Genomic DNA, 13375 nt, shown 5'->3' with positions numbered 1-13375 from the left:
TAAATAGAGGCATATTTTAGTATTTTTATATTTTTTAAACCTAAAAAAATTATGTACACAAGACGTATATTTCCAGTGCTTGGAGTTTTGAAGTGGACTCGAAGGCACATTTTCTTATTTATATTCTTAGCTTTAATACCCGTTATTTTATTTGATGTGTTGGGCTTAAAATGGTTGCATGTGCCTTGGTTACCACTTGGTGTGCTAGGTACCGCAGTGGCATTTATTGTGAGTTTTAAAAATAATGCATCTTATGATAGACTCTGGGAAGCTCGAAAAATATGGGGAGGTATTGTTAATGCCTCGCGCTCCTGGACAATCATGGTAAAAGATTTTATTAATAATGACCATACAGTTAAAGCAAGGACGGAGGAAGAAATGCAATCAATCAAGCGAGAGTTAATACACAGACATGTGGCTTGGCTAACAGCTTTGAGGTATCAATTGCGAAAAGATAAACCTTGGGAAATGCATTTAAAATCTAAACGATCTAATCAAGAATTTAGAACCTCAAAATATAGAGTTTGTGAAGATGTTGAAGATTTAGATGGCGCTATAAAACCATATCTTTCGGAAGCAGAATATAAAGAAGTTTTTGCTAAAGGAAATCAAGCTTCTCAATTATTAGGAATTCAATCCCGACGCTTAAAAGAATTGATGAATCAAGGTTTGATTGAGGATTTTAGACATATGGAAATGATGAATATGCTGGTGGAGTTTTATGCGCTTCAAGGAAAAAGTGAACGTATTAAGAACTTTCCGTACCCAAGGCAATTTGCGACACTTAACTACATGTTTGTCTGGATTTTTATTTTATTAATTCCTTATGGCATTATGGAAGAGTTTGAAAGCTTTGGTGATAAAATTTTAGGATTATTACAAAGACATGAGGAACGGTCATCTTTAATGCATATAGCTCAGGAAACTATAGCAAAACATTTTGTATGGTTTTCTGTTCCTTTTAGTGCTTTAATCTCATGGGTATTTCATACTATGGAGGTTATAGGCGAGAATACTGAAAATCCTTTTGAAGGAGGCCCTAACGATGTGCCTATTACCGATATGAGTAGAGGTATTGAGATTGATATTAGACAACTTATTGACGATACAGATATTCCAGGACCATACGTGTGGCCCAATGATATAGTGATGTAATAAAAAATAAGGTTATTTCAAAAATGTCATTCAGAGCAAAGCGAAGAATCTCTTAAAAATTGAACATCTGTGCATCAATATTGTGAGATTTTTCGACTGCGCTCAAAATGACAACTTTATTTTTATTGTTGAGCTACCGGAGGGTATTTCGTCATAATTTCTGTTACAAACTCTTTAATACGAGCTTCTTTTTTCTCCATATTTCTGCTTAAATACCCAGTTCCCATACCTTGCCAAACTAATTCCTTTTTACTGGAATCAATCAGGTCTATGTATAGAACACCTTGTATACTGGTAGAAACACTAGGTTGATTCCAACCCCAGCCCCAACCAGGACCAAAACCTGCTCCCCAAGGACCAAAGCCTCCCCAGCCCCAGCCACCAAAGCCCCAGGAGTTATTGTAAACATCTACACGTTGCTGAGATTTTGTAAAAAGGCTTACTAATAAATCAGGATTTTCAGATTTTATAAAGCCTTTGGTTAGCATTTCAGCTTCAATAGCACGAAGAATTCTTCGTTTGTCTAAATCACTAATTTCAGCTTTGTCAATACCTGTTTTAAAAAATGCAAAAGTTTTGTACTCTCCAAAATTAGCATTCTTATCATAATCTGCAGCGACACGTACAGAACTGCACGAAGTAACCACAATAAGCAATGCTAAAAGTGGTAAAAAGTTTAATAGTTTTTTCATAGCCTTTTTGTTTTAGTTCTAATTACACAAATAGCCTTAAAATCAATGATTTTAAGTGTTTTTTTATTTGTAATAGCATCAATAATCATACCAAGCCTTTGGTATATAGAGTTATAGCAATATTTGCTACCCTTTGTTTTTGTCATATCCGTAAGGGCAATGTCTGCATCCGCTCTCACAACAATAACCTCTTCTTAAGTGATATTGCTCTGTAAAACAGCGGTAACCTTCTGGTGTTAAGTAGTAATCACCTTCCTCTATGGGAATTATTTTTTTCATTCTTATTGTATTAAAACAAAGATAATGTAATTTGGATTGATTTTTGATTCTTGTAAAGTATGATTTTAATTTCGAAATATTTAGTACCAAATGGATATACGGGTTTAACCATTTTTCCTTTTGTGTTTTTAAAATCGAAGCATTTAGAAAAACATACTGTTTTAATTAATCATGAAAGCATTCATTTAAAACAACAATCGGAGATGTTAGTGATTCCTTTTTATTTGGTGTATGCTATTGAATTTTTAATACGATTATTTCAATATAAAAATTGGGATTTAGCTTATAAGAATATTTCTTTTGAGCGTGAAGCTTATGCCAATGAATTTAATCTAGATTATTTAAAACACAGACCATTTTGGGGATTTTTAAAGTATATTCGCGACCATGATGTTTAAGCTAGGGCATAGTATAAATCAACCCGTAAACTTACCTAATAGTAAGGGCGTCGAGTTATTTATAAAGCGGGAAGATGAGATACATCCTTTCGTGTCTGGGAATAAATATAGAAAGCTTAAATACAACCTTCTGGAAGCGAAAAAAAAAGGATTTAAGACGCTTCTTACTTTTGGAGGTGCTTTTTCTAATCATATAGCAGCTGTCGCTTCAGCTGGGAACTTATTAGGTTTTAAAACCATTGGCGTTATTAGAGGTGAGGAGTTAGAAAATAAAATCTTAGATAATGAAACCTTAAGCTTTGCAAAGCAAAATGGGATGCAGTTTAAATTTGTTTCCAGAGAGGCATATAGAAATAAAACATCTGAGGCTTTTTTAGCTAAATTAAAAGATACGTTTAACGATTTTTATTTAATCCCAGAGGGAGGAACAAATGCCTTAGCCGTTAAGGGATGTGAAGAGATATTAACAGAAACAGATAAGGCTTTTGATTATATATGTTGTGCCGTTGGAACCGGCGGAACAATTTCCGGGCTTATAAATTGTTCAAAACTCAGTCAACAAGTTTTAGGTTTTCCAGCCTTAAAAGGTGATTTTTTACAACAAGATATTAGTAAATTTGTAACTAAAACGAATTGGGACTTAATAACCGATTATCATTTTGGCGGGTATGCGAAAATAAATGATGAATTAGTGGCGTTTATCAATACGTTTAAAGAATTAAATAAAATACCGTTAGACCCTGTTTATACAGGTAAAATGATGTTTGGGGTTTTTGATTTAATTAATAAAGGTTATTTTAAAAAGGGCTCAAAGATTTTAGCAATTCATACTGGGGGCTTACAAGGTATTAAAGGAATGAATAGAGTATTAAAAAATAAAAATTTACAAATAATTGAATAGAATACTAAGTAAAATAGCATTAATATTATGTTTAGGATGTTTCCTTTTTAGTTGCCGTTCTAAAAAAGCAATAGTTGCAAAAAAGCCTAATACAACTACAGTAGTAATAGGTGATAATAAAGAAGAAACAAAAAAAACGCCTAAAACTTCAACTAAGGTCTATGCGAATGCTACGGAGAAATACATTGATGTTTATCAAGAAATAGCTCAGCACGAAATGGATTTGTATGGTATCCCAGCAAGTATCACATTAGCTCAAGGGATTCTTGAATCGGGTTCTGGTAAAGGACGTCTTTCTGTAAAAGCCAATAATCATTTTGGCATTAAATGCCATGGTTGGACTGGAGCCAAAATTTATCATGATGATGATAGAGCACAAGAATGTTTTAGAAAATACAAAGATGCTAAGTATTCATTTAGGGATCATTCGCTCTTCTTGAAAGATAGAAAGCGCTATGCGAAGCTTTTCAAATTAAAAAAAGGAGATTATAAAGGCTGGGCGAGAGAATTAAGAGCTGCAGGTTATGCTACCGATAAAAAGTATCCTCAAAAATTAATTAGCATCATTGAGCGTTATGAATTGTACAATCTAGATAAGGGCGTATTGGTTGATTCCCATGAGGGATTTGAAATGCCAACGACTTCAGAGTCTGAAACTATTACATACACTGTTGCTAAAGGAGATACGTTATATTCTATTTCAAGGAAATATAATGTTACGGTTAATGACCTTCAAAAATTAAACGGATTAAACGATACCGCCTTAAGTATAGGGCAGGTATTAGTTGTAAAACCATAAATAATCAATCAATAAATTAATGAACTATAAGAGAAGTAGCTCGCTATTTACAGAAGCAGAAAAGGTTATACCGGGAGGTGTAAATTCGCCAGTAAGAGCATTCAAAGCAGTTGGAGGGACTCCTATTTTTGTAAAAGAAGCAAAAGGAGCTTATCTGTATGACGAAGATGATAACCGATTAATAGATTATATTAATTCTTGGGGTCCGATGATTTTAGGGCATGTATATGCCCCTGTTGTAAATGCCGTAGTAGAAAAAGCAAAAAAAGGAACATCGTTTGGAATGCCAACAGAAATTGAAACTCAAATAGCAGAGTTAGCAGTTTCAATGGTGCCTAATATTGATAAAATACGATTTGTAAACTCTGGTACAGAAGCATGTATGAGTGCGGTGCGTTTAGCGCGTGGCTTTACGGGAAAAGATAAAATTATAAAATTTGCGGGCTGTTACCACGGACATAGTGATTCGTTCTTAATACAAGCAGGCAGTGGTGCTATTACTTTCGGAACACCTAATAGTCCTGGAGTTACAGAAGGAACCGCTAAAGATACATTATTGGCTCGTTACAATGACATTGAAAATGTAAGACAATTAATTGAAGCGAATAAAGATGAGGTCGCTTGCATTATTATAGAGCCCGTAGCTGGAAATATGGGGTGTATTCCACCTAAAGACGGTTTTTTAAAAGCTTTAAGAGACTTGTGCGATACACATAATGTATTACTGATTTTTGATGAGGTTATGACTGGGTTCCGTTTAGCAAAAGGTGGTGCACAAGAATTGTTTGGTATTGATGCGGATATTGTTTGCTTCGGAAAAGTAATTGGAGGTGGTTTACCTGTTGGAGCATTTGCTGCTAGGAATGAGATTATGAATCATTTAGCGCCATTAGGCCCCGTTTATCAAGCAGGGACTTTAAGCGGTAATCCTTTGGCTATGGCTGCTGGTTTAGCAATGTTAAATGAATTAAATAATGATACCAATATTTTTAATCGTTTAGCTGAAAAAACAGCATATCTACATAAAGGAATTTCTAAAGTTTTAAATGATAACAATGTAGTTCATACTGTAAACAGAGTTGGTTCTATGATTTCGGTTCACTTTGATGATTCGGAAGTTGTAGATTTTGAAACATCTGCAAAAGGAAATAACGATACATTTAAGACATTCTTTCATGGGATGTTAAATGAGGGTGTTTATATTGCACCAAGTGCTTTCGAAACATGGTTTATTACGGATGCCTTAACTTATGAAGATTTAGATTTTACTATAGCTGCCGTGAATTCGGTTGTAAAAACTTTATGAAAAAAGAGGCTATTTAAAACAGTAATCTGTTTTGTCATTCAGAGCGTAGCGAAGAATCTTATTAAGATACAAATCAAAAGATTATGATTCATAGAGATTCTTCATTTCATTCTGAATGACATTTTTTAGCCAGCCTCTTTTAACAATCAAACCAAATCAATCAACTAAATTTATTTTTTTCTATTCATATCACGCTTTTTATCTTTTCTTTTGTTAGCCATTTTTGACTGTGCTTTTTCCCATTTGGCATATTGCTCTTTGTCTAATATCTTTTTCATCTTAGCTTTTATGGCAATTTTACGGTCTAATTTGGCATTTGCCATTTTAAGGCGTTCTTCTTTAGTAGGTCTTTGAGCAGTTCCTTTTGTTTTTTTAGCTTTACGTTCTTCCATCATTGTTTTGTGTAAAGTCGCATTTTCCAGATTTATTTTATGAACCTCTTTTTGTTGCGATTCGTTTAAATCTAAAAACAAAGTCATTTTTTTTGTTCTTAAAGTAGCCATTTCTTCGGTAGAAAGATTACTCATTTTTTGTGCTCTTTCAGGTCGGTCTCTTCTTTCGGTTTGCGCTATAGCCTGAATAGATATTAGTGCTATAGCAATTACTATTAATTTTCTCATTTTTAAGTCTTTTAGATTATTTGCAAGTTGGACTGCGTCTTTTTTAAAAGGTTTAAAATACGTTTAGATTTTAACCTAACATTAACAATGACAAAAGGTATAATGAAGTTAATTATTTAAACACAGGGATTTTTAAAGAAAGACCAGTTTGAAAATCTGGAGCATTATTTACCAAAAAATCTTCTTTGAAAAATAAAGATAGTATATAGTTAGACCGGCCGTAAGTGTATATAAAAGACCAATTAGACTGTGCTTTATATAACGTTGCTATACCATGATGCCAGCCACCGTTTATTTCTTCCCAGTTTCCTAAAAGTCTATAGTAATTTCTCTCTTCTTTTTTATTGTAACGAGATTGGAGTTGATAGTTTATGCCTAATGAATTATAATTACCCTTTTTCGTGTACTTGGTTATTTCGAGATTTCCTTCGGCGGTTGCCAAAAAAGGATTATTGCCTAAATCGATAACTTCCTTAAAGTCGATGAGGTTTTTACGTAAAACATTTCCCCCAATGCCTATATTAAACTCGTAGTTGTTTTTAAACGAGATTCTTTTAATAACGTTAGCAGAAAGACCAAAATCTAGAGATGAATTAAATTTAGAGGTGTTAATGCCTAAATGGCTTCCAAAATTGATAAATATATTTTTACTCGTTGAAAACGTTGGGTAATAAAAATGGCTTAATTCGATACCCCCTATAAAAAAATCATTATTATTTAACTCCAGCGCGTTTCCGTTCCTGTCAAAATATCTAAAGTTAACTTGGTTTAAGCCATAATAACGCCTTCCAAATGGGTCTTCTCCACCGTGGATATTGCTATGAAACCATTCAATAGTTTCGTCGCCAGTAAAAAGCGAAAACGGGTATTTGCCTTTCGTTATTAAATAAGATCGTAACGTAACTCCTAGTTCGTGTTTTTTACTTAATGGAATATTTATGCTTAGTCTAAATTCTTTAATAACGGCGTCTATAACAATGTTTAAATAATCGGCAGGAGTTATTTCTTGATCAATGAAATTGAAATTTCTATCATACCAAATAAGTTTGCTTTGTTCTTCTCGGACTCTTGGGTCTTTTGGAAAGTATCCTTCAACTAAAGGGTGAAAGGAGTTTCCACTTATAGAACTTATAGTGAGTACTGGTTTTTTTGGAGGAGCGAGTTTAAAGTTGGTGTTAATCCTGGAACTAAAAATACCAAAATGGTGTGTCGTTAAAAGGCTGGGATTATCAATACCATTTTTTATTGTTAAGCTATCTTTTTGTTGGGCGACAACAAAATGATTATAGATGCAAAAAACAATAAAAAGCCCCCTTTTTAGCATTATATAAAAATAGTTAAAGTTTAAAAAATGAATTGTTATGTATTTGTTAATTCTTGCTGAGATTGTGTTATTAAGTTCAAAGTAGTTGTGTATAGGTCTTCATTATTCATCTTACCTTTCAGCCAACTATAAAAACTTATTACAAAAATGTCCTCTTTATGGATGTCAATCCAATCGAAAGATTGTGATACAGTGTTTTTAAATTTGGTTGAAGTAACTGCTTCTGGAGTTTTATAATAAGATTCAACAAAGCCTAAATATGTAATAACACGCTGTTGATTAATACTTTTTAAATAATCATAATAATTCCTTTTAAAACTAAGAAGTCGAGATTCTACTAAATCAATATTTTTAAGGTCTATATGGAGTAAAATTTCTATTAAATTCTTTTTTATGACCCATTCTTTTCCGGCTTTTTCTGTGTACCAATGGTCTGTATGATAAAATTTAGAAAAGAGTGTATGCGTTTTTTTTAAATCATTTTTCTGAAAATAAAACATAATGAGACTCAAATAGATATCTAATAATGATTCTGTGTCGGGGTGTTTAGTCGTTATTAGAGGTTCCAATGTTTCTATTGCTATACTCTGTTTGTTTGAATAGTTATGGTTCAGTGCTATCAGTAAATTATATTTTAACTTATAAGCGGTATAGTATTTTTTCTGTTTTAAAAGCATGTGTTTGTGCATGGATTCCAAATAACGAAAAGACGCATTAAATTTTTTGTTTCTAAATAAGGTGTTGGCTATCTGGTATATAATTTCAATGTGATAGAAGGGTTGTTTCTCTTTGTTTTTATGAGTGATTATAATATTGTAGGTGTTTATTAAAAAAGGTTCTATTTGTAAATAATCTTTAGTCACAAAAGCCGAAATACTAGCAATTGTTGTTAATTGATATAAAGACTTAAAAGACATAGACTCGTTAATGCTAATATTGTGTTCTTGCAAAGTTTGATTTAAAACCGTTTGAAAATCAATAACATCCCCTTTGTAAGTAATATTATTTAATGTGTGTTTAATTTTTGCATAGACCATGTTAAGCTGGTCTTCTAATTGATGATTTTTTTGATTTGCCTTAAATTTTGAGATAAGCTCATTAATTGAAATAGAAGGGTTTGTGTATGCGTATTGAATTTTGGTATGATAAATTTCATTAAGTAGCGGGAATAAGTAATGCTCTGAAGCTAATACTTCGGCTTTGTCTAGAACTTTGTACGCAACTTTATATTGCTTATGGTATAGAAATGATCTTGAAGCTAAGATGTACTTAATAATTTGCATATCTATAGAATTTTCTTCTTGAATGCTGTTGTTTGCAATAAAATCAATGATGGATTGATATAAGCGTTTTCTTAAAGCGTGATAGGCATCTTTTTTAAGGCTTCCGTAGAGCTTTAAACAAATCTCGTTAGAATCTAAATTATCATTTAGTAAATAATTGAATAATTGAATGTTTTTGGCATCACTACGTTTATTCTTTTTGTCTAAATAGGCTGTAAATCGATGTTGGTCTTCAGAAGAAAAAGTAGATATAATATCATTTAAATTACTCATTAAATCGTCAGTTTTTTAATTTAAATATTAATAAATATAGTAAAATATGATTTATTTTATGAAATTATATCGTCAGTTTTATTTAAACATTGTATTTCATGTATCAGGCAAGTGTTGCAATTTTGTTTCGTAATCAAATCATTAAAACAATAATTATGAATTATCAAACATCAGTTTCAGTTGAAGAAAAATCAAAAGAAACAAAAACCAAAAAAGAAAAGAAGATTTACGATCAAAAACCAACACCAGCTTTTATAGGAGCTTCGTGGTCTGCTTTGTTAATTGGGATCACGTCATATTGCATTGGTTTGTGGAATGCGGAGATGTTATTAAATGAAAAGGGCTATTATTTTACAATTCTTCTTTTCGGATTGTTCTCAGTGATATCTGTACAAAAAGCCGTGCGAGATAAATTAGAAGACATTCCAGTTACAGAAATTTACTATGGGATTAGTTGGTTTACAACAGTGACTTCTATTGTACTACTAGTTATAGGGTTATGGAATGCTGATTTGCTTTTAAGTGAAAAAGGGTTTTACGGCATGTCATTTTTGTTAAGTCTATTTTCTGCTATTGCAGTGCAGAAAAATACAAGAGATGTACAGTTTATTAACCGAAGTACTGAGGAAGAGAAATAGATTAAATATGTTAGTTAGTCAAAACAGAAATTATAAAGGGTTGTTTTGATGGTTGGTTAGTTAGATAACCCAAGGCCTCGCAGTGATATGCTGCGAGGTTTTAAAAACTATAATTATGGAAAAAAATAATAAAAACCAATAAGTTGTTAAAAGCAGATAAGACTATTTTTTATATAAGTGTAATAACATCATCATTTTTAATGGCGATTTACCTAAATCATGCTTATACAAAACTAAGCTTTGTACTTCTTGGGGTTATGCAAGAAATGTTTACTATTCCCTGTGTGCTGATCCAACCTGTATTATTGTATCTGGCTTTGAAAAGGTTTTTTAGAGTAAAATTTAAAATAAAAGCTTATACCTTTTTTACAATGGTGATCTCATTAATTACTATGCTCTTAACATGGAGTAGTTGGCTATCGTCCAGATTTTAATTATTAAACTTAGCTTTAAAATGAGACCAAACCTCACTAAAGATTTAATAGCGTTTTCGGAAACCAAATTAAAAAGACCTATTTCAAATAAAACGAGAGTATTTGAGATATTAGGTGTCGTTATAACAGCATTGGGGAAGTTTGTTTTTATGGATTATCTCAATTGGAGGTTGCCTTTTGTTGTTATTGCAATGATATCATGGTTTTTGTATATCTTTTTTAGATATAAAATAGAAAAAGGCGTTATTAAATATTGGGGGTTTAGAACTGATAATTTTAAGAAGGCATTAAAATTAATGATACCTTTTAGCATGGTTTCGCTCATGTTGATTTTTGGGATAGGGTATTTTCAAAATACAATCAAACTAACATGGCATATTTTGCCACTTTTAATTACATATCCTATTTGGGGGAGCGTACAACAGTTTTTAATTATAGGTTTAGTTGCTGGGAATTTAAACGATCTAAATAGTAAAAAACTAAGTAAAAGTTTAATTATAGTTATAACTTCTGTTTTGTTTTCTATAGTGCATTTTCCATCTATGTGGCTCATGATAGGAACATTTATTCTGGCATTATTTTATGGTTATGTATATTTAAAAGTAAAAAACATATATGTGATGGGAATATTTCATGGGTGGTTAGGTGCTTTGTTTTATTATATTGTAGTTAACCAAGACCCTTTTCAAGATGTATTTTTAATATTTTTAAATTAAAAAAATGAATTCAAAAATTCAAAAAGATATAAACGAACTTGTCGCAGAACAAGTTATAACCGAAGACACAGCCTCGAAAATAGTATCCTATTATCAGTCAAAACATCACGATTCACCAAATAGGTTATTTACCGTTTTTGCTGTATTAGGTTCTACATTAGTAGGGCTTGGTATGATATTAATATTGGCTCATAATTGGGATGATTTTTCAAGGACAACAAAAACAATTTTTGCTTTTATGCCTTTAGTCATTGGACAAATCATTGTAGGGTATTCCATCTTAAAAAATAAAAATGCTATCTGGAAAGAGGCTTCAGGCGTATTTCTGTTTTTCGCAGTTGGCGCAAGCATTGCTTTAGTGAGTCAGATTTACAATATTCCAGGGGATTTAAGTGATTACTTGCTAACATGGATTTTGTTATGCTTACCATTGATTTACCTTCTAAGATCGCATGCTCTAGTTCTTTTGCAAATTATTTTTATAACAAGCTATGCATGTAGTTTTGGGTATTTCACAGAGCATAAAACACCTTGGCTATATTTGGTATTATTGGCCTCACTATTACCACACTATTATAAGCTATTAAAACAAAAAAAGTTACATAATATAACCTCAGTTTTAAATTGGCTTCTGCCCTTAAGTACTGTAATTGTGATAGGCGCTTTTGTAAGAGGTGATGGTAATTTTGGTTTTTTAATTTATGTGCTTTTATTCGGATTGCTATATAACATAGGTAAAATGCCGTTCTTTAATAATCAAAAATTAAGACGAAATGGTTATTTGGTTTTAGGTTCATTAGGAACCATTTATATGCTCATGTTGACTAGTTTTAAATGGTTATGGGAAGATATTTATGAAAATAGATTGAATTTTAATTCGCAAGCATTTTATATAACCATAGTGCTTTTTTGTTTAACACTCACAGTAGTGGTTTATTCATATTCAAAAAAATGGATTCGAGATTTTAACCTTTTTCAATATGCTTTTCTATTTTTCATAGGTTTTTTTATGATTAGCTTAGTTACTATGGAAACCTCTGTGGTACTAATAAATCTACTTGTTTTAACATTAGGAATTATGGCTGTTAAAATTGGAGCAGATACATTTCATTTTGGAGTTTTAAATTATGGTTTATTAATTATTACAATACTAATTGCCTGTCGTTTTTTTGATACAAATATGAGCTTTGTACTAAGAGGATTATTATTTGTTGGTGTTGGAGTAGGTTTCTTTTTAACCAATTATGTCATGTTGAAAAAACAAAAGACCTTAAAAAGAAAACTATGAAATCCTTAAAAAAAATAATCAGACTTATTTTGTATTTATCAATGATCCCTGCAGGTTATATCGTTGCATCCTTGCTATTAACTTTCATTACAGTAAATAAAACCGTTGATAAAGTACATGCAGTAAATACGATATACCTTAATACAAATGGTGTTCATTTAAATGTTATTTTTCCTGTACATCAATTAGATGAAAAATTAATTCTTGGATTAGATGTTGAAGATGAAGCACAATATTTGTCTTTTGGTTGGGGAGACGAAAACTTTTACCTAAACACGCCTACATGGAACGATTTAACGTTTAAAAATGCTTTTGGAGCTTTGTTTCTTAAAGGTAACTCCTTAATTCATTTAACAATGTATTTTAGGAAGCGCCCCAATTGGGTTGCTGTAAATGTTACTAAAGAACAGTTGAAAACTTTGAATCATTACTTGTCAGAATCTTTTAAACTAGATGATAGCGGTGAAAAAATAATTTTAAAAGGTAAAGGGTATTCTACTAATGATGAATTTTATAGAGCAAATGGAAGTTATTCATGCTTTAAAACATGTAATACCTGGGTTAATTCCGCATTTAAAACCAGCGGTTTAAAAAGTTGTTATTGGACGCCATTCGATTTTGGGTTAATTAATAAATATACAGACTAAAAAAACAAAAATGAAAACAATACATATATTCATAATATTTATAGTTGTAGTGCTGGTGCAGTTGTTTGTTCCTTTTCAAATGATCTTTAATCAGGAGGCAATTTTGGAAAAGGGGACAGTATATAAGTTTAAAACACAACCTGTTGATCCTACAGATCCATTTAAGGGGAAATATATAAATCTTAATTATGAGATGAATAGATATAAAACAAATGATTCTTTATGGCAACGAAATGAAGCTATTTATGTTTATTTAGTTGAAGATAGCCTAGGTTTTGCTAAAATTGATACTGTTAATAGAGCTTTAATTTCAAATAATAGTAATGACTATATTAAGGCTAAAGTAAGATGGTATTCAAATTACTCAAATGAATTAAGTATAGAACTCCCTTTTAATCGTTATTATATGGAAGAAACAAAAGCGTATGATGCTGAAGTGGCCGTTAGGAATAGGCAACGAGATTCTCTACCAAATAATACACATGCGTTAGTTTATATTAAGGATGGGGAAACGGTTTTAAATGATGTTATAATTGATAACATATCTATTAAGGATTACGTAGAAAAAGACGACTCGGAATAATTAACTCCATTTATTGTATCTTAGTGTAATAACGCTTTT

General features: G+C 31.5%; 15 protein-coding genes. 10 read left to right on the top strand and 5 right to left on the bottom strand.

Features of this window, described 5'->3' with window-relative positions; all coding sequences use genetic code 11:
- The first annotated feature begins 51 nt into the window (after positions 1-51).
- Complete coding sequence (locus tag Q4Q34_RS03560) at positions 52-1155, top strand: bestrophin family protein (protein WP_303319117.1); 1104 nt, start codon at positions 52-54, stop codon at positions 1153-1155.
- Positions 1156-1277: 122 nt separating this feature from the next.
- On the opposite strand, the gene Q4Q34_RS03555 is transcribed toward Q4Q34_RS03560, so the two are convergent.
- Positions 1278-1847 carry a DUF4136 domain-containing protein gene (locus Q4Q34_RS03555; RefSeq protein WP_303319116.1) on the bottom strand — a complete coding sequence of 190 codons (570 nt, stop codon included), beginning with the start codon at positions 1845-1847 and terminating at the stop codon, positions 1278-1280.
- Between the two features lie 126 nt (positions 1848-1973).
- A complete protein-coding gene (locus Q4Q34_RS03550; RefSeq protein ID WP_274186525.1) occupies positions 1974-2126 on the bottom strand; it encodes a DUF5522 domain-containing protein in 153 nt (50 codons plus the stop codon).
- A 59-nt stretch (positions 2127-2185) separates the two neighbouring features.
- Between Q4Q34_RS03550 and Q4Q34_RS03545 the strand changes: the two genes are divergently transcribed.
- Genes Q4Q34_RS03545 through hemL form a run of 4 tightly spaced genes read left to right on the top strand, consistent with a single transcriptional unit; the run spans position 2186 to position 5530 of the window.
- Positions 2186-2524: a hypothetical protein gene (locus Q4Q34_RS03545; RefSeq protein WP_303319115.1), complete on the top strand. Its 339-nt coding sequence runs from the start codon at positions 2186-2188 to the stop codon at positions 2522-2524.
- Positions 2514-3425, top strand: coding sequence for a 1-aminocyclopropane-1-carboxylate deaminase/D-cysteine desulfhydrase (locus tag Q4Q34_RS03540; RefSeq protein WP_303319114.1), 912 nt, complete (start codon positions 2514-2516; stop codon positions 3423-3425). Before Q4Q34_RS03545 ends, Q4Q34_RS03540 begins: the two co-directional genes overlap by 11 nt.
- A gap of 1 nt (position 3426) precedes the next feature.
- On the top strand, positions 3427-4224 hold the full coding sequence (locus tag Q4Q34_RS03535; protein ID WP_303319150.1) for a glucosaminidase domain-containing protein: 798 nt from the start codon (positions 3427-3429) through the stop codon (positions 4222-4224).
- Positions 4225-4243: 19 nt separating this feature from the next.
- Entirely contained in the window at positions 4244-5530 is a 1287-nt protein-coding gene (hemL, locus tag Q4Q34_RS03530) for a glutamate-1-semialdehyde 2,1-aminomutase (protein WP_303319113.1), read from the top strand.
- A 170-nt stretch (positions 5531-5700) separates the two neighbouring features.
- On the opposite strand, the gene Q4Q34_RS03525 is transcribed toward hemL, so the two are convergent.
- The 3 genes from Q4Q34_RS03525 to Q4Q34_RS03515 form a co-directional block, all read right to left on the bottom strand.
- Positions 5701-6150: a hypothetical protein gene (locus Q4Q34_RS03525; protein WP_303319112.1), complete on the bottom strand. Its 450-nt coding sequence runs from the start codon at positions 6148-6150 to the stop codon at positions 5701-5703.
- 112 nt (positions 6151-6262) lie between these two features.
- Positions 6263-7474 carry a hypothetical protein gene (locus tag Q4Q34_RS03520; RefSeq protein WP_303319111.1) on the bottom strand — a complete coding sequence of 404 codons (1212 nt, stop codon included), beginning with the start codon at positions 7472-7474 and terminating at the stop codon, positions 6263-6265.
- Positions 7475-7509: 35 nt separating this feature from the next.
- The gene (locus Q4Q34_RS03515; RefSeq protein ID WP_303319110.1) at positions 7510-9030 is read right to left on the bottom strand and encodes a hypothetical protein; all 1521 of its coding nucleotides are present in this window, start codon (positions 9028-9030) and stop codon (positions 7510-7512) included.
- A gap of 155 nt (positions 9031-9185) precedes the next feature.
- Between Q4Q34_RS03515 and yiaA the strand changes: the two genes are divergently transcribed.
- The 5 genes from yiaA (at position 9186) to Q4Q34_RS03490 (ending at position 13336) form a co-directional block, all read left to right on the top strand.
- Positions 9186-9668 (top strand): inner membrane protein YiaA, encoded by a 483-nt coding sequence (yiaA, locus tag Q4Q34_RS03510; RefSeq protein WP_135878147.1) that lies wholly within the window; start codon positions 9186-9188, stop codon positions 9666-9668.
- Between the two features lie 454 nt (positions 9669-10122).
- Positions 10123-10818 carry a CPBP family intramembrane glutamic endopeptidase gene (locus Q4Q34_RS03505; protein WP_303319109.1) on the top strand — a complete coding sequence of 232 codons (696 nt, stop codon included), beginning with the start codon at positions 10123-10125 and terminating at the stop codon, positions 10816-10818.
- Between the two features lie 4 nt (positions 10819-10822).
- The gene (locus Q4Q34_RS03500) at positions 10823-12106 is read left to right on the top strand and encodes a DUF2157 domain-containing protein (protein WP_303319108.1); all 1284 of its coding nucleotides are present in this window, start codon (positions 10823-10825) and stop codon (positions 12104-12106) included.
- Positions 12103-12753 carry a DUF2459 domain-containing protein gene (locus tag Q4Q34_RS03495; protein WP_303319107.1) on the top strand — a complete coding sequence of 217 codons (651 nt, stop codon included), beginning with the start codon at positions 12103-12105 and terminating at the stop codon, positions 12751-12753. The genes Q4Q34_RS03500 and Q4Q34_RS03495 overlap by 4 nt, the downstream gene beginning before the upstream one ends.
- A gap of 10 nt (positions 12754-12763) precedes the next feature.
- Entirely contained in the window at positions 12764-13336 is a 573-nt protein-coding gene (locus tag Q4Q34_RS03490) for a GDYXXLXY domain-containing protein (RefSeq protein ID WP_303319106.1), read from the top strand.
- Positions 13337-13375 lie beyond the last annotated feature (39 nt).

Source organism: Flavivirga abyssicola (assembly GCF_030540775.2).
In the GTDB taxonomy this organism is placed as follows: domain Bacteria; phylum Bacteroidota; class Bacteroidia; order Flavobacteriales; family Flavobacteriaceae; genus Flavivirga; species Flavivirga abyssicola.
The sequence above is the reverse complement of the archived record's forward strand: the minus strand, read 5'-3'. Positions and strand labels throughout refer to the sequence as shown.